General features: G+C 71.2%; 21 protein-coding genes. 12 read left to right on the top strand and 9 right to left on the bottom strand.

What is annotated here, in order from left to right; genetic code table 11:
* Positions 1 to 161: 161 nt before the first annotated feature.
* Together ACZ7HT_RS35795 and ACZ7HT_RS35800 are read right to left on the bottom strand one after the other, a co-directional pair.
* Positions 162 to 1,814, bottom strand: a complete 1,653-nt coding sequence (locus ACZ7HT_RS35795; RefSeq protein ID WP_471173741.1) for an amidohydrolase — start codon at positions 1,812 to 1,814, stop codon at positions 162 to 164.
* Between the two features lie 94 nt (positions 1,815 to 1,908).
* Positions 1,909 to 3,246, bottom strand: coding sequence for an MFS transporter (locus ACZ7HT_RS35800; protein ID WP_471173743.1), 1,338 nt, complete (start codon positions 3,244 to 3,246; stop codon positions 1,909 to 1,911).
* Between the two features lie 146 nt (positions 3,247 to 3,392).
* Here ACZ7HT_RS35800 and ACZ7HT_RS35805 point away from each other — a divergent pair, with 146 nt between their 5' ends.
* On the top strand, positions 3,393 to 4,298 hold the full coding sequence (locus ACZ7HT_RS35805; protein ID WP_471173745.1) for a LysR family transcriptional regulator: 906 nt from the start codon (positions 3,393 to 3,395) through the stop codon (positions 4,296 to 4,298).
* A 61-nt stretch (positions 4,299 to 4,359) separates the two neighbouring features.
* Here the strand turns inward: ACZ7HT_RS35805 and ACZ7HT_RS35810 are convergent, their stop codons facing one another.
* The 5 genes from ACZ7HT_RS35810 to ACZ7HT_RS35830 form a co-directional block, all read right to left on the bottom strand.
* Positions 4,360 to 6,381 (bottom strand): NPCBM/NEW2 domain-containing protein, encoded by a 2,022-nt coding sequence (locus tag ACZ7HT_RS35810; RefSeq protein ID WP_471173748.1) that lies wholly within the window; start codon positions 6,379 to 6,381, stop codon positions 4,360 to 4,362.
* A 178-nt stretch (positions 6,382 to 6,559) separates the two neighbouring features.
* Positions 6,560 to 7,261: a FadR/GntR family transcriptional regulator gene (locus ACZ7HT_RS35815; protein WP_471173750.1), complete on the bottom strand. Its 702-nt coding sequence runs from the start codon at positions 7,259 to 7,261 to the stop codon at positions 6,560 to 6,562.
* Between the two features lie 81 nt (positions 7,262 to 7,342).
* Positions 7,343 to 8,386 (bottom strand): ABC transporter permease, encoded by a 1,044-nt coding sequence (locus tag ACZ7HT_RS35820; RefSeq protein WP_471173752.1) that lies wholly within the window; start codon positions 8,384 to 8,386, stop codon positions 7,343 to 7,345.
* A 2-nt stretch (positions 8,387 to 8,388) separates the two neighbouring features.
* Positions 8,389 to 9,975 carry a sugar ABC transporter ATP-binding protein gene (locus ACZ7HT_RS35825; protein WP_471173754.1) on the bottom strand — a complete coding sequence of 529 codons (1,587 nt, stop codon included), beginning with the start codon at positions 9,973 to 9,975 and terminating at the stop codon, positions 8,389 to 8,391.
* Between the two features lie 102 nt (positions 9,976 to 10,077).
* On the bottom strand, positions 10,078 to 11,127 hold the full coding sequence (locus tag ACZ7HT_RS35830; protein ID WP_471173755.1) for a sugar ABC transporter substrate-binding protein: 1,050 nt from the start codon (positions 11,125 to 11,127) through the stop codon (positions 10,078 to 10,080).
* A 467-nt stretch (positions 11,128 to 11,594) separates the two neighbouring features.
* On the opposite strand from ACZ7HT_RS35830, the gene ACZ7HT_RS35835 reads away from it, so the two are divergent.
* The 10 genes from ACZ7HT_RS35835 to ACZ7HT_RS35880 all read left to right on the top strand — a co-directional run bounded on the left by ACZ7HT_RS35835 (position 11,595) and on the right by ACZ7HT_RS35880 (position 23,011).
* The gene (locus ACZ7HT_RS35835; protein WP_471173757.1) at positions 11,595 to 12,446 is read left to right on the top strand and encodes a fumarylacetoacetate hydrolase family protein; all 852 of its coding nucleotides are present in this window, start codon (positions 11,595 to 11,597) and stop codon (positions 12,444 to 12,446) included.
* A gap of 11 nt (positions 12,447 to 12,457) precedes the next feature.
* A complete protein-coding gene (locus ACZ7HT_RS35840; protein ID WP_471173759.1) occupies positions 12,458 to 13,795 on the top strand; it encodes an L-fuconate dehydratase in 1,338 nt (445 codons plus the stop codon).
* A complete protein-coding gene (locus ACZ7HT_RS35845; protein ID WP_471173761.1) occupies positions 13,792 to 14,550 on the top strand; it encodes an SDR family NAD(P)-dependent oxidoreductase in 759 nt (252 codons plus the stop codon). Before ACZ7HT_RS35840 ends, ACZ7HT_RS35845 begins: the two co-directional genes overlap by 4 nt.
* Entirely contained in the window at positions 14,547 to 15,557 is a 1,011-nt protein-coding gene (locus ACZ7HT_RS35850; protein ID WP_471173762.1) for an aldo/keto reductase, read from the top strand. The genes ACZ7HT_RS35845 and ACZ7HT_RS35850 overlap by 4 nt, the downstream gene beginning before the upstream one ends.
* Positions 15,554 to 15,865 (top strand): L-rhamnose mutarotase, encoded by a 312-nt coding sequence (locus tag ACZ7HT_RS35855; protein ID WP_471173764.1) that lies wholly within the window; start codon positions 15,554 to 15,556, stop codon positions 15,863 to 15,865. The genes ACZ7HT_RS35850 and ACZ7HT_RS35855 overlap by 4 nt, the downstream gene beginning before the upstream one ends.
* On the top strand, positions 15,853 to 16,770 hold the full coding sequence (locus ACZ7HT_RS35860) for an amidohydrolase family protein (RefSeq protein ID WP_471173765.1): 918 nt from the start codon (positions 15,853 to 15,855) through the stop codon (positions 16,768 to 16,770). Before ACZ7HT_RS35855 ends, ACZ7HT_RS35860 begins: the two co-directional genes overlap by 13 nt.
* The gene (locus ACZ7HT_RS35865; RefSeq protein ID WP_471173767.1) at positions 16,761 to 17,501 is read left to right on the top strand and encodes a (Fe-S)-binding protein; all 741 of its coding nucleotides are present in this window, start codon (positions 16,761 to 16,763) and stop codon (positions 17,499 to 17,501) included. Before ACZ7HT_RS35860 ends, ACZ7HT_RS35865 begins: the two co-directional genes overlap by 10 nt.
* Complete coding sequence (locus tag ACZ7HT_RS35870) at positions 17,498 to 18,997, top strand: LutB/LldF family L-lactate oxidation iron-sulfur protein (protein ID WP_471173769.1); 1,500 nt, start codon at positions 17,498 to 17,500, stop codon at positions 18,995 to 18,997. Before ACZ7HT_RS35865 ends, ACZ7HT_RS35870 begins: the two co-directional genes overlap by 4 nt.
* A complete protein-coding gene (locus ACZ7HT_RS35875; protein ID WP_471173770.1) occupies positions 18,994 to 19,635 on the top strand; it encodes a LutC/YkgG family protein in 642 nt (213 codons plus the stop codon). Before ACZ7HT_RS35870 ends, ACZ7HT_RS35875 begins: the two co-directional genes overlap by 4 nt.
* A gap of 178 nt (positions 19,636 to 19,813) precedes the next feature.
* The gene (locus ACZ7HT_RS35880) at positions 19,814 to 23,011 is read left to right on the top strand and encodes a glycosyl hydrolase family 95 catalytic domain-containing protein (protein ID WP_471173772.1); all 3,198 of its coding nucleotides are present in this window, start codon (positions 19,814 to 19,816) and stop codon (positions 23,009 to 23,011) included.
* A 1,045-nt stretch (positions 23,012 to 24,056) separates the two neighbouring features.
* On the opposite strand, the gene ACZ7HT_RS35885 is transcribed toward ACZ7HT_RS35880, so the two are convergent.
* Both ACZ7HT_RS35885 and ACZ7HT_RS35890 read right to left on the bottom strand, forming a co-directional pair.
* Positions 24,057 to 25,382, bottom strand: a complete 1,326-nt coding sequence (locus ACZ7HT_RS35885) for a DUF1254 domain-containing protein (RefSeq protein ID WP_471173775.1) — start codon at positions 25,380 to 25,382, stop codon at positions 24,057 to 24,059.
* Positions 25,383 to 25,687: 305 nt separating this feature from the next.
* Complete coding sequence (locus ACZ7HT_RS35890; RefSeq protein WP_471173778.1) at positions 25,688 to 26,161, bottom strand: AMP-binding protein; 474 nt, start codon at positions 26,159 to 26,161, stop codon at positions 25,688 to 25,690.
* 286 nt (positions 26,162 to 26,447) lie between these two features.
* Here ACZ7HT_RS35890 and ACZ7HT_RS35895 point away from each other — a divergent pair.
* A partial coding sequence (locus tag ACZ7HT_RS35895; RefSeq protein ID WP_471173817.1) for a hypothetical protein occupies positions 26,448 to 26,571 on the top strand: 124 nt, incomplete at its 3' end.

Consider the following 26,571-nt stretch of genomic DNA (forward strand, 5'->3'; position numbering starts at 1 on the left):
TAACACACAACCACAAACGGGTTGGTGCGTGGTCATGAACCTGGTGGGACACCCGGGTGGTGCCCCCCCCCGTAACCCCTCAAGAACCCCCCCCCCCCCCCCCCCCCCCCCCCCCCCGCGTCGTCGCGTCGGCGTGTCGGCCTTTGCGGGGAGCGAGCCGGTCAGGAGACCTTCAGGGCTCCGGTGTCATGGGCGATGCGACCGCCTACGACGGTGGCCCCCACGGTCAGCTCTCCGATGCGGTCGGCGGGCACGCCCAGCAGGTCGTCGCTCAGGACCGTGAAGTCGGCGAGCATGCCCCCGGCGAGAGTGCCCTTGACCTGCTCCTCGTGCACCGCGTACGCCGAACCGACCGTGTACGCGTACAGCGCCTCCCGGGCCGTCACCGCCTCGTCCGGACCGATCGGCGCGCCCGAGGCCGTACGCCGGTTCACCATGTCGTGGATGCTCAGCAGCGGGTCGGAGGCGACCACGGGCGCGTCCGAGGAGCCGGGCAGCACCACGCCGGCGTCCAGGAACGACCGCATCCGGTAGGCGAGTTTCCCCCGTTCGGGGCCCAGCGCGGCCAGCAGCCCGTCACCCGTCTCCGACAGGAACCGGCCCTGCGGTACGGGGATCAGGCCGAGCTCCGCGATCCGGGCGACCTGCGCGTCGCTCGCCACGCCCGCGTGCTCGATCCGGTGCCGCACGTCGGCGCGTGGGTACGACCGGCCCGCCTCCTCGTACGCGTCCAGGGCGACGTCCAGGGCCGCGTCGCCGATCGCGTGCGTGGCGACCTGCCAGCCGCAGCGGTGAGCCTCCACGATGTACCGGCGCAGCTGCCCGCGCTCGAAGGCGAGCAGGCCGCTGTTGCCGGGGGTGTCGTGGTAATCGCAGCACATCGCGGCCGAGCGGCCGATCAGCGACCCGTCGGAGAGGATCTTCGTCGGCCCGATGCGCAGCCACTCGTCGCCGAAGCCCGTCCGCAGCCCCAGGTCGAGGCCGTACCAGCCGGCGCCGGGCTCGAAGACGCCGCAGTCGTGCAGCGCGGTGATGTACGGCATGAGTGTCATCCGTACGTCGAGCAGCGCCCGCTCCCGGGCGCGCATGAAGGCGTCCAGGTCGGCGGGCCCGTTCCCGATGAGGCCGACGACGCCGATGCCCGGCTCGGTCACGCTGGTCAGGCCGACGGCGAGGGCGGCCCGCGATCCTTCGGCGATGTTGGCGATCCACTCCGCGGCGGGCAGGGGGCGGAGCACCCGCTCGACCGGTCGCATCGCGGCCTCCTTGAGGAGGCCCGCCGCGCGTCCGTCCGCATCGCGTACGACCACACCGCCGGGCACGTCCGGGACGGCGGCGAGATCGGTGAAGCCGGCGCGGGCGAACGCCTCCGTGCTGGCCACGGCCATGTGGCCCGAGGTGTGCACCAGCCAGACCGGACGGCCCTGGGCGGCGCGGTCGAGCGCCTCGGCCGTCGGATGGGCGCCGGTCTTGTTCTGGTCGTAGCCCGCGCCCACCACCCAGGCGTCGGCGGGCAGCGTGCCCGCCCGCTCGGCGACCGCCCGGTAGAGCGCGTCGAGGTAGGGCGCGACGCCGGCGGAGACGTCCAGCCGGCGCCGCCGCTCGCCGACCATGCTGAGGTGGTGGTGCGCGTCGTTGAAGCCGGGCACCGCGTGCGCGCCGCCGAGGTCGACGACCGTGTCGGCGGTGCAGCCGCTCAGGTCCTCGTCGACGGCGACGATCCGGCCGCCCAGAACGCCGAGGGAGTGGGCCGTGGGACGGTCCGGGTCGAGGGTGGTGAATCGTCCGTTGCGGAAAACGGCGTCGAGGCGCACGGGGCAACTCCTTCGAAACGAGTGGAACCGGCGGCCGCCGCTCACGGTGGGGGTGAGGGAAGCGGCGACCGCCGGGGACTGGGTGCGGCGGTGGTCAGACCGCCGCGGGAACGCGCGGCGCCGGGGCCTCGCGCCGGTCGCCGGACCGGCCGAGCACCGCGACGCACACGGTCGTGACCAGCAGCAGGACCGTGTAGAACCCGGCCACGGGCCAGATGGAGCCCCCGCCGGACGTCAGCACGGACTGGGCGATCAGCGGGGTCGTACCGCCGATGAGGGTCGAGCAGAGCTGGTACGAGAGCGAGATGCCGGTGTAGCGGACCCGGGAGGGGAAGGCTCGGGCGAGGAAGCCTGCGAGGACGGCGTAGTACCCGGCGCCGCAGACGACGGCGAGCGCGATGCCGCAGAACACGAGAAGCGGCTGCGCGCTGCCGATCAGCAGGAACATCGGGATCGTGACGACGACGTTGGCGAGCAGCGAGACGACCATGAACCGGGTCTCGCCGACCCGCTCGGCGATCAGCGCGCCGCACGGCTGCCAAAAGAACTGCACGACGGCGCAGGCGAGCAGGACGTACAGCATCGTCTGCCGGTCCATGTGGAGCTCGTTGGTGGTCCAGGCCAGTACGAACGTGTTGGTGAAGTACGCGGAGGAGATGCCCATGACCGAGGCGCCGATGCCGAGCAGCACGGTCCGCCAGTCGGTGCGCAGCACCTCGGCGATCGGCAGCTTCACCACCTCGCCGCTGTCCTTGACGCGCTCGAAGTCCTTCGACTCCTCGACTTGCAGACGGATCACGAGGCCGACCACGACGAGCAGACCCGACAGCAGGAACGGCACGCGCCAGCCCCACGAGAGGAAGGCGGCGTCGTCGAGGGTGGTCACGCTGAGGAAGACCAGCGTCGACAGGATCGCTCCCGCCGGGGAGCCCTGCTGCACCATCATGGCGTAGAAGGAGCCCCGGCCCTTCGGAGCGCTCTCCGACGCCATGAGGACGGCGCCGCCCCACTCGCCGCCCACGGCGATGCCCTGGACGGCGCGCAGCAGCGCCAGCAGCAGCGGCGCGGCGACCCCGATCTGCGCGTACGTCGGCAGCACGCCGACCAGGAAGGTGGCCTCGCCCATCAGCACCAGGGTGGTGACCAGCGTGCCCTTGCGGCCCATCCGGTCACCGAAGTGGCCGAAAATGACGCCGCCGAGCGGACGGGCCAGGAAGCCGACCCAGAAGGTCGCGAAGGAGGCGAGCACGCCCGCGGCCGGAGACACCTCGGGGAAGAACAGCTTCCCGAAGACCAGCGCGGAGGCCGTGCCGTAGATGAAGAAGTCGTACCACTCGATGGCCGTGCCGACGAACGAGGCGAGACCGGCGCGCCGGGCCTGGTGCGAAGCACGGGTTCCACCCGCGGTGGCGGGCGGGGGAGTGACGTTCATGGAGCCTCCGGCGGACGGTGAGCCAGACGGTGAATCGGGGACAGCCATAGTCTGAATTCGGCCACTCATGCCGTCTAATACTTGATGGCTAGCGATCCCATGCCTGCGAGGCATGGGCCGGTCCGTCGAGGCCCCTGGAGGACGTCATGGAACTAAGGGTGTTGCGGTACTTCCTCGCCGTCGCCGAGGCGGAGTCGGTCACCGCCGCGGCCCGGCGGGTGCATGTCGCGCAGCCTTCTCTCTCGCGCCAACTGGGCGCCCTGGAGAAGGACTTGGGTGTCAGTCTGTTCACCCGCCGACCGGGCTCGCTGACCCTGAACGCCGCCGGCCGCCGCTTCCGCCCCATCGCCCAGGACCTGGTGCGCCGCGCCGAGCAGGCAGCCGAGACGATGGCCGCCGTCGGCCGGGACGAGCCCGTGGCACTCACGGTGGTGGCGTCTCCCACCACGGTCGCGCACCTGCTCGCCCCCTTCATGGCCGGCGCGGGGCCCGGGGGTCCCGCACTCCGCGACGCCCTCCCGGAGGAGCCCAGCAAGGTCTTCGACACCTTGTTGCGCAGCGACGCCGACCTGGGCATCTCCACCATCCCCGCCCCCGCGCCGCTGGAGTCGGCGTTCCTCGGACGCTTGCCGGTCCTCGCACAGGTGCCGGGCGGCCACCCCTGGAGCGGCCGCACCGAGATCGCCCTCGCCGAGCTGGTCACCGAACCGCTGATCCTGATGACCCGCACCAACATGACCCGGCTGGTCCTCGACGAGGCGGTCGTCCGCGCGGGCCTCTCGCTCACGGCTGTCACGGAGACCGGCTCCTCGGCCTTCGCCCAGGCACTCGCCGCCGCCGGCCGCGGCGTCTGCCTGGTCACCGACGACACCCGCTTCGGCCTCGCCGAACTGACCGTGCGCACGCCCGAGGGTCTGCTGACCGTCCCTTTGTACGCGGGATGGGACCCCGACCACTACGCCCGCTCGGCCATCCACGACCTCGTCGAGGGGCTGCGCGCCTACTGCGACCGCCACGCGCGCCGCTTCCAGGGGCCGGTCGACGAAGGGTGACGGGGCCGCCGGTGCCTGCGCACCGACGGCCCCGCGTCCCTCACCGCATCATCGGCGGCCGTCAGCAGCCCAGCTTCGCGTCCGCCCAGTCGGCGTGGTCGTAGTCGATGCCGTCCCCGCCGTCGGTGACCACCAGGTGCACGGTCCGCGCGCCCGTGATGTCGGCCTTGAGCGGCTGTGCGGGAGCGGCGTTCGTGAGGACGTCCGTCGACGCGGCCTTGCGGCCGTCGGCCCAGATCTCGAAGGCGACCGTTCCGTGGGCGCCGGACTCGTCGTCGAGGCCGACCCGGGCGCTCACGGTCGTACAGGCGCTGCCGGTGTAGAACTCGACGTCGCTGTGGGCGTGCGCTCCGAGCCCCTTGGCGAAGACCGTGCCGCCGATGGTGAGCGGGCCGCTGTCACCGGCCTGGTTCTCGCCGTTGGCGGCGTCGCGTTCCACCGGTCCCCAGCCGTTGGCGGCCGCGAGCCAGGGCAGGTCGCTCAGGTACGACGTCCCGGCGGGAGGTGCGACCACCACCTGGGTCCGGACGGGCAGTACGGACCGTGCGGTGACGCCCAGCGGCGAGCGGTAGTCCGCGGTCAGCGTGAGGGCGTACACCCCGGTGGGCGTGCCCGCCGGCGCCGTGAGCCGCCACGTGGTCGCCAGCGAGGCACCCGTCGGAACCGTACCGTCGGTGTGGGGCGTGGCCGCCTCGATCCGCCAGCCGGCCGGACCGGTGAGCGCCACGGAGAGGTCCCGCGCGGGGGTCCGGCCGAGGTCGGTGACCGTGGTGGTCAACTCCGTGGTCTTGTCGGCTTCGAGGAGCGGAGCGGCGTCGAGGGCGGTTTCGACCGCCGGCGGGTACGACGCCCACGTGTCGTCGACGGAGAGGCGCAGCATCACCGTGCCGTGGGCGGGAACGGTTGCGGAGACGGTGCCGGCGGTGTTGGTGGTGGTGTGCTGCCACAGGTCGCGCACGGTGTAGGCGTCGGCGTCCGGCAGGCCTGCCGCGCGCGCCGTGGTGCCGATGCGCTGGGCGGAGTCGGTCTCGTTGAACAGGGCGACGGCGCGGCTGCCGTCCGCGAGTTCCTTGACGACGACCCAGCCGCCCGACGAGGAGGACAGGACGACGCCCTGCTTGCCGAGGGGGTCCTGGTCGACGGCGATGACCTCGCGGTTGGCGAGGATCTCGAGGGTGGCCGGGGTGGCCTTGCGCAGGTCGGACCCTATGAGCAGCGGTGAGGCCATCATCGACCACATCGAGAAGTGGGAGCGGTACTCGGTGTCCGTCATGCCGCCGTTGCCGACCTCCAGCATGTCGGGATCGTTCCAGCGGCCGGGGCCCGCGTACCGCGAGAGCGGCAGGTTCTGCTTCATGATCGACAGCATGCTGCCCCAGCTGTCGTTGATGTCGTAGGTGGTGCGCCAGAGCTGGCCCACGTCGCCGGCCCACTCCCAGGGCTTGTTCTCGCCCCACTCGCAGATGCTGTAGACGATCGGTCGGCCGGTGGCCCTGAGGGCGTCGCGCATCGTGAGGTAGCGCCCCTTGGCGTCCACGCCTTGGTTGTTGCAGTTGTCGTACTTCAAGTAGTCGACGCCCCAGTCGGCGAACTGCCGTGCGTCGCTGTACTCGTGGCCCAGCGCGCCGGGGAAGCCGCTGCCGTCGCAGGTCCTGGTGCCGGCGCTGGTGTAGATGCCGAACTTCAGCCCCTTGGAATGGACGTAGTCGGCGACGGCCTTGATGCCGTGGGGGAATCGGGCCGGGTCGGGCACCAGCTTGCCGTCGGCGTCGCGCTCGGGCAGTGCCCAGCAGTCGTCGATGTTGACGTACCGGTATCCGGCGTCCTTGAGGCCCCTCTCGACGAATATGTCGGCGATCCCCTTGACCATGGCCTCGTTGAACTCGGCACGGCAGTGGGTGGAGTTCCAGTTGTTGAAGCCCATGGGCGGGGTGAGGGCGAGTCCGTCGCCCGTCACGGAGGCGGCGGCCCGGGTGTCGGCTGTGGCCGGTGTGGCGAGCCCCGCGGCCCCCAGCAGCGTGACGGCGACCAGCGCTGTCAGGGCCCCTCGGGCCCTGGTGGTGCGGGTGAGAAGGTGACGCATCGTTACGTTCTTCCTCCGTACTCCTCGCGTGATGATCTGTCACGCTCACGTCAGGGTGCGCGGTTACGGTAGGCCGTGTGTGACTCTGTTGGAAGTTAAGGATGGTGATTGTCCGGAAGTAGACATGTCAGTTTGATTATGTTTGATTGAGGTGCGGGGCGGCGCTCGAAGCGGCCGCTCAGTCGTCGATGGATCCCAGCGAGTCGTCGTCCAGGCTGTCGGCCAGCCACTGCTCGACGGCGCTGATGTGAGTGGTCGCGGTGGAAACGGCGAGCAGCGTGTCCCGTGCCTCCAGTGCGCGGAGGATCTCCTCGTGGTCCTTGTGGGCGTTCTCCAGGGCGTGGCTGGTCCGGCTGCCGCGCATGATGCGCACGCGCTGGGTACGGGTGGAGAGCACGGACAGCAGCATGGACAGCACCGGGTTGCCGACGGCTTCGACGATCCTGAGGTGGAAGGCGATGTCGTGGGCGACGAACTCCTCGACGGTGGCCGCGGAGCGGCACTGGTCGAGGAGGTGACGCAGTTCCGTCAGATCGTCCGGTTGCAGCAGGGCGGCGGCGAGTCCGGTGGCCTGCGGTTCGAGAAGCCTGCGGACCTGGAGCAGCTGCAGGGCGGTCTGTCCCTGGGAGACGTCGGCCGCGAACGAGAGGCTTTCGAGCAGCAGGTGGGGCTCCAGGCTGGAGACGTACGTGCCGTCGCCCTGCCGGGTGATCAGGATGCGCATGGCGGTCAGAGCCCGGACGGCCTCGCGCAGCGAGCTGCGGGACAGGCCGAGCTGTTCGGCGAGGACCTCTTCCTTCGGAAGGCGGGAACCGGGTGCGAGTTCGCCGGTGACGATCATCGCCTTGATCTTGTCGATGGCCTCGTCGGTCAGTGCCACGCGTGTGTCTCCAAGCCGGGTGTGTACGGGGTGGCGGCTCCGCCCGCTGCGGGGTCGGGCGGAGCCGTTCGTGGGGTGAGGCTATTCCTGCTTCTCGCCGGAGGCGAAGCGGGAGATGACCAGGGCGACAATGATGATGAGGCCGTTGAGGAACTGGTTCCACAGGGGCGGTACCCCCGCCAGCGTCATGACGTTGACGACGAGCTGGAGGGTCAGTACACCCGTCAGGGCACCGAAGACCGACCCCTTGCCGCCGTTGAGGCTCACGCCGCCGATGACGGTCGCCGCGAACACCTGGAAGATCCAGCCGCTGCCCTGGGTCGCGGAGATGGAGCCGTAGTGGCCGCTGTAGAGGATGCCGGCGAACGCGGCGAGCACACCGCCGACGACGAGGGCGATCCACACGGTCCGTTCGACGCGGATGCCGGCGGTGCGGGCCGCCTCGGGGTTGCCGCCGATCGCGTAGAGGGCCCGGCCGTGCCGCAGCCAGGCCAGCGCGCTGCCACCGATGGCGAACAGCGCCGCGCAGACCCAGATCGCGGCGGGTACGCCGAGCCAGGACGCCTTGCCCAGATAGGTGAACGACGGCGGCAGGTCGATGATGGACTGGCCCTCGGACAGCGCGACCTGGAGGCCGCGCAGCAGGGTGAGGGCCCCCAGCGTCACGATGAAGCCGTTGAGGCGCAGCTTGAGGATCAGGAATCCGTTGACGGCGCCGATCAGCGCGCCGACGAGCAGGCACAGGGGTACGGCCGTCCACTCGGGAAGGAGCCCGAGACCGCTGAACCGGCCTCCGCTGGTGGGCAGGACCAGCCAGACGGCGACGAGGGGAGCGACACCGATGGTCGACTCCAGGGAGAGGTCCATCCGCCCGCAGATCAGGATGAACGTCGTGGCGAGGACGAGCAGGCTCAGCTCGGTGGACTGCTGGGCGACGCCGATGAGGTTGTCGACGGTGAGGAAGGCCGGCGAGACGATGAATCCGATCAGGCCGAGCACCAGGATGGCGGGGACGAGGGACAGCTCGCGGAAGCGGCCGAGGTCGACGCGGCGACGCACGGGGTCCGCTGCGGCCGGCTCCGTCGCGCTCGTCGCGGGCTCGGTGAGATCTGTGGTGGCGGACATGACTACCTTCCGTGCTTGTCGGTGCCGGACGCAGGGGATGCGGTGCCGGGGGCGGCGACGCCCTCGATCGCGGCGACGACGTCCTCGTCCTTCCAGCCGCGCGGGAACTCGGCGACCACCCTTCCGTGGAACATGACGACGACCCGGTCGCACGCCTTGAGGTCGTCGAGCTCGTCGGAGACGATCAGCGCGGCCTTGCCGCTGTCGGCGACCTGTCGGATCCTGCCGAGCAGGAACTCCTTGGACTTGACGTCGACACCGTTCGTGGGCCGGATGGCCACCAGGACGCGGGGGTCGGTGGCGAGGGCGCGCGCGACCACGACCTTCTGCTGGTTGCCACCGGAGAGGGCGGAGACGGGGGTGGTGGCGCCGGGGGTCTTGATGTCGAGATCCCGGATCATGCGCTGGGCGAAGACCTTCGTCCGGGAGGGCAGGACCGTGCCGAACGGGCCGAGCTGATCGGTGACGGTGAGCGTCGCGTTCTCCGCCACGCTGCGATCGTTCACCAACCCCTGGAGATGGCGGTCCTCGGGTACCAGACCGACCCCGGCGGCGAGGGCGGACGGCACGCTGCCGCTGCGTACGGTCCTGCCGCCGGCCGAGATCCTGCCGCCCCTGGCGCGATGCAGACCGGCGACGGCCTCGCCCACCTGCACGTTGCCGCTGGCCGCTGAACCGGCGAGCCCCACCACCTCGCCCGAGCGGACCGAGAGCGACAGCTCCTCACAGGCACCGGGCAGCGTCAGCGCGTCGATCGTCAGCAGCTCCGCCGAGTCGGCCGTCACCGCCGGAGCCCTGCCCTCGGTCACGGGCGTGACGGAGGCGGACTCGCCGGTCATGGCCTCGACCAGCGCTTGATGGCCGAGCTCGGCCACCGGCGCGGTGAGGACGTGCGCCGCGTCGCGGTAGACCGTGACGGTGCTGCAGAGGTCGTACACCTCTTGCAGGTGGTGGGAGATGAAGAGGAAGGCGACGCCCTGCTTCTGGAGGTCGCGAAGCTTGTCGAAGAGGAGGCCGATGCCACGGGCGTCGAGCTTGGCGGTCGGTTCGTCGAGGATGATGAAGCGGGCGCCGAAGGACAGTGCCCGGGCGATCTCGACGAACTGCCGCTGCTCGACGGTGAGGTCCTTCGCCCGTGCGACGGGGTCGACTTCCACCCCGTACTCGCCGAGCAACTCCTCCGCGCGGACCCGGAGCTGCTTCCATCGGATGCGCCTCAGCGGTCCGGCGCTCTGCCGGTTGAGGAAGAGGTTCTCGGCGACCGTGAGGTCACCGATGACCGTGGAGTGCTGGTAGACGCAGGCGACGCGGGACCGCCAGGCGTCGATGTCGCCGACGGCGGGTGCCGGTGCGCCCGAGAAGCGCAGGGATCCGGTGTCGGGTCGCTGGAGTCCGGTGAGGACGGACACGAGCGTCGACTTGCCGGCGCCGTTGCGTCCGACCAGGGCGTGCGACTCGCCCGCCGCGACGCTGATGCGGGCGTCGCGCAGGGCGACGGTCGCGCCGAACCGTTTGGTGATGCCGGTGGCCTCGGCCACCGGGGCCGGATGCCCGGGGCCCGTCGCCGGGGCGGTCGCGGTGTCCGCCATGGTGGATACCGTCCTTCGTGTGCGGATGCCGGGGTGCTGGGGAACGCGGGGAGCGGTGTGGGGAGAGGGCGATGTCACCCTCTCCACCGCGGGTGTCGGCGGTCAGCCGACGTTGTTGCCCCACAGGGCCTTGTCCTCGACGTTCTCCTTGGTCACCAGCGGAGCGGGCAGCTGGTCCTCCAGGCCGTTCGGGATCTTGACGATGGTGGAGCCGTGGTCCGTCGCACCCGGCTGGAAGGTCTTGCCCTCGGTCGCTGCCTTGGCGTAGTACAGCGCGTACTTGGCGTAGAGGTCGGCGGGCTGGGAGACGGTGGCGTCGATCTGCCCCTTGCGGATCGCGTCGAACTCCTGCGGGATGCCGTCGTTGGAGATGATCGAGATGTGGCCCTTCGCGCCGGCCGGCTTCAGCAGCCCCTTCTGTTCCAGGAGTGCCAGCGTCGGCTGCAGGAAGACGCCGCCGGCCTGCATGTAGATGCCGTTCAGATCCGGGTTCTGGGCGAGCAGCGACTGGAGCTTCGCGGAGGCCACGTCGCCCTTCCAGTCGGTGGGCAGCTCGAAGACCTTGATCTTCGGGAACTTCGTCTTCATGCACGCGGCGAACGCCTCGGAGCGGTCGCGCCCGTTGATGGAGTCCAGGGCGCCCTGCAGCTCGGCGACCTTGCCCTCGCCGTTCAGCCGCTTGCCGAGGAACTCGCAGGCCTTGGTGCCGTACGCCCGGTTGTCGGCCCGGACCACCATGTAGACGTCGCCCTTGTCCGGCCGGGTGTCGACGCTGACCACCGGGATCTTCGCCGCCGACAGGGTGTCGAGGGTCGAGGCCACGGCTCCGGTGTCCTGGGGCGCCATGACGACGGCCTTGGCCCCGGTGTTCTGGAACACCTGCACGTTGGCGACCAGCTTGGTGACGTCGTTCTGCGAGTTGCTCAGGGGCAGCGTGTGGACGCCCCCGGACGCGATGTCCTTGTTGAGGTACTGCGCGTAGGAGTTCCAGAAGTCGGAGTCGGAGCGCGGCAGGTCGATGCCGATGGCGGGCTTGCCGCCGCCGGGCTTGGCGGAGTCCGCGCCCTCGCGGTTGCACGCGGTGGCGAGGGACAGCGCCGCGAGGACGGCGACGGCTGCCGTGGCGGTGGAACGGGTGCGAGCGAGCTTCATGACCGTGTTCTCTCCTGAGCCGGGGCGGGGGAGCCGCAGAGCGGGGGTGGGAGGCGGATTCGCCTGCCGGGGAGGGCGAGCCCGCCGTCCGGGCGGAGGGCGGTCCGGCGCGTGGCGTGCGGGACCGTGCCCGGGGAAAGGCACGCGAGGTCCAGCCGGTGGCCGAGGCTTCGGAGGCGAGTGGATGCGGAGGCACCTCGTATTCCTCCGATGTATCTCGGACGTCGAGGACGTTACGACGGTGTTGCCGACGTTGACAAGGGTCCGTTCGCAACGATTTACCGGACGTCAGGCCTGGAGTTCCGAGATACATCGGATGTATCCGTTGCGGGTCCCGCCTCCTTGTGTCTACAGTCGCGCTGCCGCCATACCTCCGATGACCGTGTCCGAAGCCTGAGGACGCGGGCCGTCGAAGACGCCTGCGGTCGACCTCCTCGATGAACCAGCCATGGCAAGGGAGTTGTCCTGTGAAACTGCTACGTGTCGGTGCCCCCGGGGAGGAGCGGCCCGCCGTCCGCACCGACGACGGCCGGCTGCTCGACCTCTCCTCCGTGGCCTCCGACATCGACGGCGCCTTCCTCGCCTCGGGCGGTCTCGACCGGGCTCGTACGGCGCTGGCGGAAGGATCGCTGCCCGAGCTGGACCCGGAAGGACTACGCATCGGGGCTCCCGTCGCCCGCCCCGGCAAGGTCGTCTGCGTCGGCCTGAACTACCGGGACCACGCCGCCGAGACCGGCGCGCCGCTCCCCTCGCGACCGGTCGTGTTCATGAAGGACCCCGGCACGGTCGTGGGCCCGTACGACGAGGTGCTGATCCCCCGCCGCTCGGTGAAGACGGACTGGGAGGTCGAACTCGCCGTCGTCATCGGCCGCCGGGCGCGCTACCTCGACGGGCCGGCCGTCGCACGGGCCGTGATCGCGGGGTACGCGGTCAGCCACGACGTGTCGGAGCGCGAGTTCCAACTGGAGTACTCGCCCCAGTGGGACCTGGGCAAGTCCTGCGAGACCTTCAACCCCCTCGGCCCCTGGCTCGTCACCGCAGACGAGGTCGGAGACCCCCAGAACCTCGGACTCCACCTGAGCGTCAACGGTGTGAAGCGGCAGGACGGCCACACCGGCGACATGATCTTCCCGGTCGACCACATCGTGTCGTACCTCAGCCAGTACATGGTCCTGGAGCCGGGCGACGTCATCAACACGGGCACGCCCGCCGGCGTGGCCCTCGGCCTGCCCGGCACCCCCTTCCTGACTCCCGGCGACACCGTCGAGCTGTCCGTCGACGGGCTCGGCGGCCAGCGCCAGACCTTCGGCCAAGCGTGAAAGGCACCCCCGTGACTGCAACTCCCGCCCGGATCACCGCGGTCGACACCTTCGACATCCGCTTCCCGACCTCACGGGAGCTGGACGGCTCGGACGCGATGAACCCGGACCCCGACTACTCCGCCGCCTACCTGATCCTGCGCACCGACGCCGCCGACGGGCTCGAAGGACACGGCTTCACCTTCACCATCGGACGCGGCAACGACGTCCAGGTCGCCGCCGTCGACGCGCTGCGGCACCACGTGGTGGGACGCCCCGTGGCGGAACTGTGCGCCGACCCGGGCTCGCTCAGCCGTGACCTGATCGGAGACAGCCAGCTGCGCTGGCTCGGCCCCGAGAAGGGCGTGATGCACATGGCGATCGGCGCCGTCGTCAACGCCGTGTGGGACCTCGCGGCCAAGCGCGAGGGCAAGCCGCTGTGGCAGCTGCTCGCCCACGCCGAGCCGGAGTGGCTGGTCTCCCAGGTCGACTTCCGCTACATCGCCGACGCCCTCACACCCGAGGAAGCCCTCCACCTCCTCAGCGAGGGGCGCGCAGGGATCGCCGAGCGCGAGGCGGCGCTGCTGGAACGCGGCTACCCCGGCTACACCACGTCCCCGGGCTGGCTCGGCTACTCCGACGACAAGCTCACCCGGCTCGCCCGGCAGGCGGTCGCGGACGGCTTCACCCAGATCAAGCTCAAGGTCGGCGCCGACCTCGACGACGACATCCGACGACTGCGCACCGCACGCGCCGCCGTCGGCGCCGGCATCCGCATCGCCATCGACGCCAACCAGCGGTGGAACGTGAACGAGGCGATCGACTGGACCGGCGCCCTCGCCGAATTCGACCCGTACTGGATCGAGGAGCCCACCAGCCCCGACGACATCCTCGGCCACGCGACGATCCGCAAGGCCGTGACACCGGTGAAGGTCGCCACCGGCGAGCACGTCCAGAACCGTGTCGTCTTCAAGCAGCTCCTGGAAGCCGGCGCCATCGACGTCCTCCAGATCGACGCCGCCCGGGTGGGAGGCGTGAACGAGAACCTCGCGATCCTGCTGCTCGCAGCCAAGTCCGGTGTGCCGGTCTGCCCGCACGCCGGCGGGGTGGGGCTGTGCGAGCTGGTGCAGCACCTGTCGATGTTCGACTACCTCGCACTGTCCGGCACCACGGAGAACCGCGTGATCGAATACGTCGACCACCTCCACCAGCACTTCACCGACCCCGTGGTGATACGCGACGGCCACTACGCCGCGCCGCTCGCCCCCGGCTTCTCCGCCGCCATGCGGGCGGAGTCCATCGCCGAGTACCGCTACCCGGACGGAACGTTCTGGGTCGCCGACCGCACCGGACAGGAGAGCGCGGCATGACCGAGCTGTCAGGCCTCAGGGCCGTCGTCACCGGCGGCGCTTCCGGCATCGGACTGGCCACGGCCCGCGCGCTGGCCGCGCGCGGCGCGGCGGTCGCCGTGCTCGACCTCGACCCGGCCGGCGTGCCCGAACCGGTGCTCTCCCTCAAGGCCGACGTCGGGGACGACGCCTCGGTACGCACGGCCGTGGACACCGCCGCCGCGCGACTGGGCGGGATCGACATCCTCGTCAACAACGCGGGCATCGGAGCCGCCGGGACCGTCGAGGACAACGACGACGAGCAGTGGCACCGCGTCCTGGACGTCAATGTCGTCGGCATGGTCCGCACCACCAGGGCCGCCCTGCCTCATCTGCGCCGATCCGCACACGCCGCCGTCGTCAACACCTGCTCCATCGCGGCCACCGCCGGGCTGCCGCAGCGGGCCCTGTACTCCGCGAGCAAGGGCGCCGTACTGTCCCTGACCCTCGCCATGGCCGCAGACCACGTCCGCGAGGGCATCCGGGTCAACTGCGTCAACCCCGGCACCGCCGACACGCCCTGGGTGGGCCGGCTCCTGGAAGCCGCCGAGGACCCCCGGGCCGAGCGCGCCGCCCTCGAAGGCCGCCAGCCCATGGGCCGACTGGTCACGGCCGAGGAGGTGGCGGCCGCCATCGTGTACCTCGCCGGTCCCGCCGCGGCCAGCGTCACCGGCACCGCACTCGCGGTCGACGGCGGCATGCAGGGACTGCGCCTGCGCCCGGCGGTCCGCCCGTGAGGACCACCACCGCGGGCGGCGATGCCCTCCGGGGCTCACGCCTGGCGCTGGGCTGCGCCGCCCTCGGCAACCTCTACGAGCCGGTGAGCGACGAGACGGCCCGCGCCACCGTCGACGCCGCCTGGGACGCCGGCGTCCGCACCTTCGACACCGCACCCCACTACGGTCTGGGCCTGTCGGAGCGGCGCCTGGGGGCGGCCCTGCACGGCCGCCCCCGAGACGCGTACACCCTCTCCACCAAAGTGGGCCGCCTCCTCGTGCCCGACGCCGAGGGCCGCCGCGGCGACGACCTCGCCAACGGCTTCGCCGTTCCCGCGACCCACCGCCGCGTCTGGGACTTCAGCGCCGACGGAGTGCTGCGCTCCCTGGAGGCGAGCCTGGACCGCCTCGGCCTCGACCGTGTCGACCTCGCCCTCCTGCACGACCCGGACGACCACGCCGAGCAGGCCCTGCGCGAGGCGTACCCGGCGCTTGAGCGGCTGCGCGCTGAAGGCGTCGTCGGGGCGATCGGCGTCGGGATGAACCGGTCCGCGCTGCCCGCCCGCTTCCTGCGCGACACCGACATCGACGTGGTCCTCCTCGCCGGCCGCTACACCCTGCTCGACCAGGACGGGCTCGGCGAACTGCTGCCGGAGGCGGCCGCCCGCGGCCGTGGTGTGATCATCGGAGGCGTACTCAACTCCGGCCTGCTCACCGCTCCCGGGCCGGGTGCCACGTACGACTACGCGCCCGCCCCGCAGCCGGTGCTCGACCGCGCCCTGCGGCTCCTGGAGATCACCGAACGCCACGGCGTCCCGCTGCGCGCCGCCGCCCTGCACTTCCCGTTCGGTCACCCTGCCGTCGCGAGCGTCCTCACGGGCGCACGGTCCCCCGAGGAGGTGCGCGACACCGTGGAGCAGCTGCGCCGGCCGGTCCCGGACGCGCTGTGGGACGAACTGCGCGCCGAGGGTCTCCTCGCCGCGGGTGTCCCCGTTCCCCACGCCGCACCGTCGAAGGAGGAGTCATGAGGGTCGCCCTGCACACCAGGGTCCGCGCCGACCGAGTGGAGGAGTACGAGGCGGCGCACCGCGAGGTGCCCGAGGAGCTGACCGACGCCATCCGCGCCGCAGGCGTGAGCGAGTGGATGATCTGGCGCAGCGGCACCGATCTGTTCCACGCACTCGAGGTCGACGACTACGCGTCGATGATCGCCGCGCTCGGGAGGCTGCCCGTCAACATCGCCTGGCAGGCACGGATGGCCGGACTCCTGGACGCCGCCCACGACTACTCCGCCGAGGGCGCGGACGCCTCGCTGCCGGTGGTGTGGCAGCTGTGACCGTCTTCCACCCCGAGCTCCGCGTCGTCGATGCCCACCACCACGTCTGGCAGCTGTCCGTGCGCGACCAGGACTGGATCTCCGGGCCAGAACTGGCGCCGCTGCGGCGCGATTTCACCCTCGCCGACCTGGAGCCCGAGGCCCGCGCGGCCGGAGTCGTCGCCACCGTGCTGGTGCAGACGATCACCGTGCCGGAGGAGACCCCGGAATTCCTGTCCCTGGCCGCGCGCAGCGACCTGGTCGCCGGTGTGGTCGGCTGGACCGACCTGACCGCCGCCGACGTCGCCGACACACTCGCGAGTCTGCGAGGGGGACCGGGCGGCGACCATCTGGTCGGCATCCGTCACCAGGTGCAGGGAGAACCGGACCCTCGCTGGCTCACCCGCCCCGACGTGCTGCGCGGTCTCGCCGCGGTCGCCGAGGCCGGGCTCGTCTACGACCTCGTGGTGAAGCCCCATCAGCTGGAGGCCGCGACGGAGGCCGCCGCACTCCTGCCGGGACTCACCATCGTCCTCGACCACCTGGGCAAACCGCCCATCGGATCCGGTGAACTCGCCCCCTGGGCCCGGCGGATCCGACGGCTCGCCTCCCTGCCCAACACCGTCTGCAAACTCTCCGGCATGGTCACCGAGGCCGACTGGGACTCATGGAACCCGGACGACCTCGTGCCGTACGCCGACACGGTCCTGGACGCCTTCGGGCCGGAGCGGCTGATGTACGGATCCGACTGGCCCGTCTGCCGTCTCGCGGCCACCTACGCCGAAGTCCTCGGCGCCGCACACGCGGTGACGGCGAGGCTCGATCCGCCGGAACGCCACGAGGTCTTCGCCGGCACCGCCACGCGGACCTACGGGCTGACCGTCACAGGCTCCCCGGGTACGCCGAAGGAAGCACCATGCGCATAGCCCTCTTCATCACCTGCTTCAACGACACGATGTTCCCCCGGACGGGCCGCGCGGTCACCGCACTCCTCGAGCGCCTCGGCCACACCGTCGAGTTCCCGCAGGACCAGACCTGCTGCGGCCAGATGCACTTCAACACCGGATACCGCCCCGAGGCGCTGCCCCTGGTGCGCCGCTTCGCCGAGGTCTTCGCGGGCTACGACGCCGTCGTCGCCCCTTCCGGATCCTGCGCGGGCATGGTGCGCGGCCACCACCGCGTGCTGGCCGCCCAGTACGGGGACCCGACCCTCGCCGAGGCGGTCGAGCGGGTGGTGCCGACGGTGTACGAGCTGTCGGAACTCCTCGTCGACGTGCTCGGCGTCACCGACGTCGGGGCCTACTTCCCGCACCGCGTCACCTACCACGCGACCTGCCACTCGCTGCGCATGCTGCGGGTCGGCGACCGGCCCCTGCAGTTGCTGCGCGCGGTGAAGGGCATCGACCTCGTCGAACTGCCCGACGCCGGATCCTGCTGCGGCTTCGGCGGCACCTTCGCGCTGAAGAACGCGGACGTGTCCAACGCGATGCTGGCCGACAAGATGCGCCATGTCCAGGGCACTCGCGCGGAGTTCCTGTGCGCCGGCGACAACTCGTGCCTCGCGCACATCGGCGGCGGTCTCTCGCGCCTCCGCACCGGCGTCGGCACCATGCACCTGGCCGAGATCCTGGCCGCCACGGAAGGACACGTACGGTGAGCGGTGCCGACAACGTCGTCTGGCTGGGCACCCCGGCCTTTCCCGAAGCCGCGCGCGGCGCGCTCGCCGACACCCGGTTGCGCGCGAACCTGCGCCGGGCCACCGGGACCATCCGGGACAAGCGGCTGGCGGTCACCGCCGAACTCGAGGACTGGGAGGAGCTGCGGGAGACGGCCGCGGCCGTCAAAGGGCACACGCTCCGTCACCTGGACCACTACCTCCTGCGCCTGGAGGAGGCGGTGACCGCGGCGGGCGGAACGGTGCACTGGGCCGCCGACGCCGCGGCGGCCAACCGCATCGTGACCGAGCTGGTCCGGGCGACCGGCGAGCGTGAGGTCGTCAAGGTCAAGTCGATGGCCACGCAGGAGATCGGACTCAACGAGGCGCTCGCCGACGCCGGCATCCGCGCCTATGAGACCGATCTCGCCGAACTCATCGTGCAGCTGGGAGACGACCGCCCCTCACACATCCTCGTGCCGGCCATTCACCGTGGCCGCTCCGAGATCCGGGAGATCTTCCGACGGGAGATGGGGGAGTGGGGCAGGCCGGCACCCGACACGCTCACCGACGACCCGCGCGATCTCGCCGAGGCCGCCCGTCTGCATCTGCGGGAGAAGTTCCTCCGGGCCAAGGTCGCCGTCTCCGGGGCCAACTTCGCCGCCGCCGACACCGGCACGGTGGTGGTCGTGGAGTCGGAGGGCAACGGGCGGATGTGCCTGACCCTGCCGGAGACCCTGATCACGGTCATGGGCATCGAGAAGGTCCTGCCCGCCTTCGCCGATCTGGACGTCTTCCTCCAGCTGCTGCCGCGCTCCTCGACCGGCGAGCGCATGAACCCGTACACCTCGCTGTGGACCGGCGTCACCGACGGAGACGGGCCCAGCAGCTTCCACCTGGTACTGCTCGACAACGGCCGTACCGCCACCCTGGCCGACGAGGTGGGACGTCAGGCGCTGGCCTGCATCCGCTGCTCGGCGTGCCTCAACGTGTGCCCGGTCTACGAGCGCACCGGCGGTCACGCCTACGGCTCCGTCTACCCCGGGCCGATCGGCGCCGTCCTGACCCCGCAGCTCGTCGGCGTCGAGAACGCCGCCTCGCTGCCCTTCGCCTCGACCCTGTGCGGTGCCTGCTACGACGCCTGCCCCGTGAAGATCGACATTCCGGAGGTGCTGGTCCACCTGCGCGCCGAAGCCGTCGAGGCCGAGCGGCGGAGTCGGCTGCTGCCCACCAAGGAGGCGCTGGCGATGAAGGCCGCGAGTGCCGTCCTGTCCTCGCCGGGGCGGCTCGCCGTCGTCCAGAAGCTGGTCGTCCTCGGGGCCCGCCTGCTGTCCCGCGACGGCCGGATCGGCGCGCTGCCCGGGCCGTTCGCCCGATGGTCCGGCACCCGGGACACGCCCGTGCCGCCCCGGGAGTCGATGCGGGCCTGGTGGCGCCGTACGAGGACGGGCACGCGAGGCGAAGGCCGTACGGAGACCGAAGGGAAGGAACGACGATGAGCGATCGTGAGGCCGTGCTGGGCGCGGTGAGGGTGGCGCTGGCCGGCGTACCGGACTCCGAGAGTCCCGACGACGCTCCTTCGCGTGGTCCCGGCGCCGACCACGCGGGGCCGGACGTCGTCGGGCTGTTCGCCGAGCGCGCCGCCGAGTACCGGGCCGAGGTGGTCCGGGTGGCGGCGGCGGACGCCGCGGCAGCGGTCGGCCGCGCGTTGGCGCGTACCGGAGCGCGGTCCGTGGTCGTGCCGCCCGGTTTTCCCGCGGATCTGCTCCCGGAGGGCCCGTGGACGTGGCTGGCGGACGCGCCGCCCCTGACGGTCGGCCGACTGGACACCGCGGATGCCGTGGTCACCACCGTCGCCGTCGGCATCGCCGTCACCGGCACGGTGGCCCTCGACCACGGCCCCGGTCAGGGCCGCAGGGCGCTGACCCTGCTGCCGGACCAGCACGTCTGCGTGATCAGGGCGGACCGGATCGCCCCCGACGTGCCCGAGGCGCTCGGCCTGCTCGACCCGTACCGACCGCTGACGCTGGTCTCGGGACCTTCGGCCACCAGTGACATCGAACTGGACCGGGTGGAGGGCGTGCACGGGCCGAGGGTTCTGGACATCGTCGTGATCGAGGACGAGAGCGCGCATTAAACCTCCGATGTATCTCCCCATGTGCGGTGTCTGGCTGCCGAGTTGAGGGTGTCATGGGTGGGTGCACGACTCTAGACATCGGATCTCTTGCGCCGCAAAGATGACGACGCCTTCGGCGAAAGCCGTTGAGCCCCCACATCCCCGCAAGAGAACCCCTCCATGGATGGGAGCCCCTGCCATGACCGATGAGGTCCGACCGCAGCGACGGAGCATCCTCAAGTTCGGTGGTGCATTCGCCCTCGCGCCTCTGATCACTCAGCTGACCGACTGGACGCCGGCCGGACAAGCCGCAGCCGCGACGGCCCCCGCGGCCGCGGTCCTCCAGTGGCCGACCCTCTCCCGTACGGCGCTGAAGTATCCCGTCCCTGCCCTGGACTGGCAGTCACAGGCCCTGCCGGTCGGCAACGGCCGACTGGGCGCCATGCTCTTCGCCGACCCCGACCAGGAGCGCATCCAGTTCAACGAGCAGAGCCTGTGGGGCGGGGTCAACGACTACGACAACGCCCTCGCGGGCAAGCCGGACAGCGATTTCGACACTGGCATGACCGGCTTCGGCTCCTACCGGAACTTCGGTGACGTCGTGGTCACCTTCCACGCCCGCCCGCAGGTCACGGCGCCCGGAGGCCCGTACCGGACCTCCTCCACGGAGGGCGTCGACAAGACGTACGACGGCACGCCGAGCACCAAGTGGTGCATCGAGGGACCGGGCGCGAAGGTGCAGTGGCAGGTCGAGCTGCCCGACCCCGTCGCGGTCGCGACCTACCGTCTGACGAGCGCCAACGACGTTCCGGAGCGCGACCCGCAGGCGTGGACGCTGTCCGGCTCCTCCGATGGTGCCACCTGGACCACGCTGGACAGCCGCACTCTTGCGGCACCTTTCGAGAGCCGCTTCCAGACGAAGGAATTCACCTGTGGCGGCACCGGGGCCTACCGCTTCTACCGCTTCGACTTCGTCCCCAAGGCCGGAGTCAGCCACTTCCAGGTGAGCGAGATAGCCCTGCCCGGAGTCGACCTCGTCGGGGGAGGCGCGATGTACCTGTCCTCGCCGAGCGGACACTCCGAGGGATCGGGCGCCGAGGAAGGGGCGCAGGACATCTCGCGTTCGGTGGACGCCGATCCCGCCACCGTCTGGCGGGTGGAGGGAGGCGCACCCGCGGTCGTCTGGCAGGCGGACCTGCCCCGCGCGGCCGTCGTCACGTCGTACGCGCTGACGGCGGCCCCGGACCGCTCGCAGGACGACCCCCGGAGGTGGGTGTTCGAGGCGTCGCGGGACGGGCAGGTCTGGGTGACCCTCGACGCCCAGAACCCGGGAGCGTCCTTCGCCGGCCGCGGTGAGACCCGGACCTACCGGATCACCAACACCACGGCCTACCGCACCTACCGGATCACCTTCACCCCCGGCAAGGCGTCCACCGGCTTCCAGATCGCGGAGGTCGCCCTGGCGGGCACGGACCTCGACACCCGCACTCTTCGCACGTTCGTCGACTACCAGCGTGCCCTGGACTTCACCCAGGGCCTCCACGTCACCCGCTTCGGCACGCCGGGGCGGCGCGCCCTGCGGGAGGCCTTCGCCAGCCGGTCCGCCGACGTGATGGTCTTCCGGTACACCTCGGACGCAGACCGGGGGCTGTCCGGAGTGATCTCCCTGACGTCCGGACAAGAGGGGGCTCCGACCACCGTCGACGCCACCGCCGGGAGGATCGCCTTCCGTGGCGTCATGGGCAACGGTCTCAAGCACGCGTGCGCCCTCCACGTCGCGCACGCGGACGGAGAGGTGCGCGCGGAAGGGGCGACGCTCCGGTTCAGCGGCTGTACGAGTCTGACTCTGCTGCTCGACGCCCGCACCGACTACAAGCTCGACGCCGCCGCAGGATGGCGCGGAGTCGATCCGGAACCGGTCGTCGCGAGGACGCTCGACGTGGCGGCCTCCCGGTCCTACGACGAGTTGCGCGAGGAGCACATCGCCGGGACGCGGGCCCTCATGAACCGTGTCTCCGTCGACTGGGGCACCACAGGTGACGCCGTCGTCGCCCTCCCCACCCCCGTCCGGCTCGCACGGTACGCGGCGGGCGGACAGGACCCGACCCTCGAACAGACGATGTTCGACCTCGGGCGTTACCTGCTGATCAGCTCCTCGCGCCCGGGAGGGCTGCCCGCCAACCTCCAGGGGCTCTGGAACGACAGCAACGCCCCGGCCTGGGCCTCCGACTACCACACCAACATCAACGTGCAGATGAACTACTGGGGAGCCGAGACGACGAACCTGCCGGAGTGCCACGAGGCGCTCGTCGGGTTCGTCCGGCAGGTGGCGGTCCCCAGCCGCGTGGCGACCCGCAACGCCTTCGGCGCGGACTCCCGGGGGTGGACCGCCCGTACCAGCCAGAGCGTCTTCGGCGGCAACGCGTGGGAGTGGAACACCGTCGCGAGCGCCTGGTACGCGCAACACCTGTACGAGCACTGGGCGTTCACCCAGGACATGGTCTACCTCCGCACCGTCGCCCACCCGATGATGAAGGAGATCTGCACGTTCTGGGAGGGACACCTCAAAGAACGCGAGGACGGCTTCCTCGTCGCGCCGAACGGCTGGTCACCCGAGCACGGGCCGCGCGAGGACGGGGTCATGTACGACCAGCAGATCATATGGGACCTGTTCCAGAACTACCTCGACTGCGAGGCGGTACTCGGCGCGGACCCCGCCTACCGGGCCAAGGTCGCGGACATGCAGGCGCGCCTCGCGCCGAACAGGATCGGGCGGTGGGGACAGTTGCAGGAGTGGCAGGAGGACATCGACAGCCCCACCGACACCCACCGCCACACCTCGCACCTCTTCGCGGTCTACCCGGGCCGGCAGATCACCACGAGGACGCCGGACCTCGCGGCCGCCGCCCTGGTCTCGCTCAAGGCGAGGTGCGGGGAGCGGGACGGTGTCCCGTTCACGGCCGCCACGGTGACGGGCGACAGCCGCCGCTCGTGGACCTGGCCCTGGCGGGCGGCCCTCTTCGCCCGCCTCGGCGACGGGCACCGCGCCGGGATCATGCTGCGCGGACTGCTGACGTTCAACACGCTGCCCAACCTGTTCTGCAACCATCCGCCCTTCCAGATGGACGGCAACTTCGGCATCTCGGGCGCCGTGGCGGAGATGCTCCTGCAGAGCCACGACGGCGTCATCCGGCTGCTGCCCGCACTGCCGGGCGAATGGAAGGCCAAGGGGTCCTTCAGGGGCCTGCGGGCCCGCGGAGGTTACGAGGTCAGCTGCGAATGGCGGGACGGGAAGGTCACGTCCTACCGGATCGTGGCCGACCGGGCGCCCACGCAGGCGACCGTTGCCGTGCGGGTGAACGGCGTCGACAAGAACGTGAAGCCGGCCAGGCGCTGACGGCGAGAACCGGGAAGGACACTGCCGCCAAGGGGACGACTGGCTCCTTCGGCGGCAGGGCCTGGCCCTGCGTGTCGCCCGGAGCGGACCGGCGCCGAGCGTCTTCGCTCACGTGCTCACGGCGGGTCCGATCTCGAGGCCGGTGATCGCGAAGCGGCTCGGACTGTCGCCCTCCACGGTCATCCGACCGCTCGCGCCGTTGGTCGAGGGTGACCATCCGAGCGAGACCGGCCTCGGGCGCCCCGGTGCCTGCTGCGGGTCGACGCGAAGCAGCATCCGGTGGTCGGGACCCGGATCGCGCGCACCCGTGTCGCGCCCGTCCTCACGACCCCGGCGCCCGTCCCCTGCTCCGTCTGGAGCGCGGGCCGGACGGCCTGGACCTGGACGACGCCCGTGAGCAGGCCAACAGCCTCATCGAGCAGTCCATCGAGGAGCGGGACCGCGTCAGCCGGGGCGAGGCGCCTGCGCGGTGAATCGGTGTCCGGGTCCGCGACCGGTCCGGAAGCGCTGGTCGGGAACGGGACACCGGTGGGAGGAATCAGGGGTTTCGATACGAACGCGGCCTCGCTCCCGATAGGGCGAGCGAGAGGCGCCTGACTGGCAAAAGCCCAGGTCGGGCGCCTCTTTTTGTGCCTCTAGAAGAAGCCCAGCTTCTTCGGGGAGTAGCTGACCAGCAGGTTCTTGGTCTGCTGGTAGTGGTCCAGCATCATCTTGTGGGTCTCCCGGCAGACCCCCGACTGCTGGTAACCGCCGAAGGCCGCGTGTGCGGAGTCTGACAGAACTCCGTATATCCGGAGGGTGGAGGACCAGCCGTGATGACGGAAGCGGAGTGCGGGCAGTACGAAGGTGACGGCGAGAACGGCTGCCGTTGCCGTTGCGCCTGCTGATCGTTCTGCCGTCGGATCGGTGCGGAGCCCGTCCGTGATCGCGTGCGGCGCCTGGTGTACGTGCTCGAGCTGCGACGGGTCGTCGTCCTCGCCGGGCCCGGGTCAGCGGCGAGGCCGCGGCGCGCAGCCGCTCTTGGCTCGGTGGGACCAGGGGCCTGTCAGTCGGCGTGGACGTCGGAGTCGGTCCTGCGGATCGGCGGCGGGTTCCAGCGGCCGTCGAGTGCCTCGGGTCGGGGTGCGTACAGGCGCATCGTGATTCCCAGTGGTCCGGGCGGGGTGGGCAGCCAGTTCGCCTGGTGGTCCGGGCCGGGGTTGTGAGGGGAGACGAGGATGTCGAGGGAGCCGTCGGCGTTGTAGGTGAGGGGATCGCGGTCGCCCAGGGCGAAGCGGTCGATCTCGTTGGCGGCCTGGAAGCCTTCGGCGTCGTAGATGGTGACCGACCAGAACGCTTCGGCGGGCGGCAGGGCGTCCGCGTCGAAGTGCAGGGTGTAGTGATTCTCCCCGGTCACGGGGTTGCCGTCGGCGTCGGTGGCAAGGACGGGGTAGACGGCGTCCTCGGGCGGGTTGGCGCCGAGTCCTCCGGCGGCGACCGCGGCGCGCTTGAAGTAGCTGTTGCCGTAGACACCCATGGTGTCGGTGGAGGTCCGCCAGCCGTTTGCGGCGGTACCGAAGGAGGCCAGGGAGCCGAGGATCGCCTCGCGGGCGTCGGCCGCACCGGCTTCGAGCTCTGCGAGGCCGGTGGCATCGAAGCGTCCTGGCTCGAAGTCGCGGCCCGGGACGATGCCCAGCCGTGCGATGCGGGCCAGGACGGAGAAGTCCGCGGCGTGCGGGGGATTGACGGCCAGTGCCTGTGCGGCATGGGAGAAGAACTGGACGGCGCCGAGCTTGTTGACCAGGGTGAGGGCGTCGGTCTCGACGTCCACGCCGGGGCTCGGCACGTGCTCGGTCGGGACCAGCGGGGTCAGCGTGTAGCCGTCCTGGACCTTGTGGACGGCGTCGTAGTCGGCCGGCCCGTTGGTCTGTGTCCGCCCGATGATCCATACGTACGGGGTGGGCGCCTGCACGACCGTCGCCCCCGTCCGGGGCCGGGCGGAGTGGCCGGGCCCGACGACGAGGTAGTCCTGGTCGCCGGTGCCGGTGGTGCGCTGGCCGATGGTGGCGAAGACGTCGGTCCACATGTCCATCAGAGGCAGCATGAAGTAGCGGTCGGCGGTGTCGGTGACATGCAGCGCGACCGGTCCGGTGGTCAGGTCGAGCCAGGCGGTGGAGTAGAGGGTGTCGAAGTTGGGCCGGACGACGGCGCGGAAGTCCGCCGGCGGGAAGGCGCGCAGATGGTGGAACTGGTTCGGAGGGCCGTAGCCCGGCCGCACGTCCGCGGGCACGGCGGCCGACTGCCGTCGGGTCACGTCCATCATGACCAGCGGATACAGGTAGACGTATGCCTCGTGTCCCAGAGTCCGCAGATCATCCGACAGCACGCCCATGCCCGTTCTCGCCTTCGCCCCGGGCGACCGGTGCCGCCCCCACGCTTCGCAACCTGCCGGTCGTGACACGGCCCGGCAACACGGGTGGGCCGGACGGGTGTCCTCCCGGGGCCGGCGCGCAGCTGTCGTGGCGGCAGTCCCTCGGCGCCAGGACGAAGGCCGGTCGGTGCCATGGGAGTGTGGGCGCTGATGGCGCGCCGTCACCTCCGCGCGAGGCAGGCACCCGGGTGCCCACTACCTCGGGGAGGCGGGAGCCACCGCGTCGTCGTCGTGCAGGGTGGGCTTGAGGATCTTGCCGGTGACGTTCATCGGCGGCGCGTCGCGGAATTCGACCGTGCGTGGGTACTTGTACGCGGCCGTGGATTCCCGACACCAGTCGGCAGCCCTCCAGAATTCGTACCCCGAATCGCTGGTGGAATCGCCGCAGGACCTCGACGGGCAGTGCGGAGCCGCCTGAGGTGGCCGCGCGCAGGCGCTGCGCGGCGGCGCAGTCCGGTTCGCCGTTCGGGTCCTGGTGGCCCGGCAGCGCCCATCGCATTGTGCAGCGTGCTGGAGTGGGTGGGCTCGGCGCCCTTCGGGCGGCCGGTGGTGCTGCTGGTGTAGAGGATCACGGCCGTGTCGCCCGGCTCGGTCGCCGTGCTCTCGAAGGTCGCGGGCTGGTCGGCGAGCGCCGCGAGTTCTGTGACGTCACTGTCCGGCAGGGCGATGAGGCGGTCACAGCCGGGGAACCTCGTCGAACGCAGCCCGGGCCGCCTCCGTCGGCGACCGTCCGGCACCATCGAAGCACGCGTGTACGCCCGCGCGCAGGATGCCGTGGTGGACGACCGGCTACAGGGGCAGGTTCGGGCCGCGCAGCGCGACCTTGTCGCCGGGCCGAAGCCCGAGCGAGACCAGGAGGTTGGCGACGCGGCTGGCCTCGGCGTAGCTGAGGCGGGTGCGGGTGTCACCGCGGACGACGGCGGTGCGGCCGGGGGGGGGCTTCGCGGGCGGTGTCGTCGAGAAGAGCCCTGAGGTTGGGCATCGGGAGTCCTGTGCGGGTGAGGTGGCGTGGTGATGGTGATGGTGATGGTGGCGGCGGGGGGGGGGGGGGGGGGGGGGGGGGGGGGGGGAGGAAAGGGGGGGGGGGGGGGGGGTGGGGGGGGGGGAGGGGGGGGGGGGGGGGGGGGGGGGGGGGGGGGGGGGGGGGGGG

It is taken from the genome of Streptomyces sp. NPDC037410, from assembly GCF_055602235.1.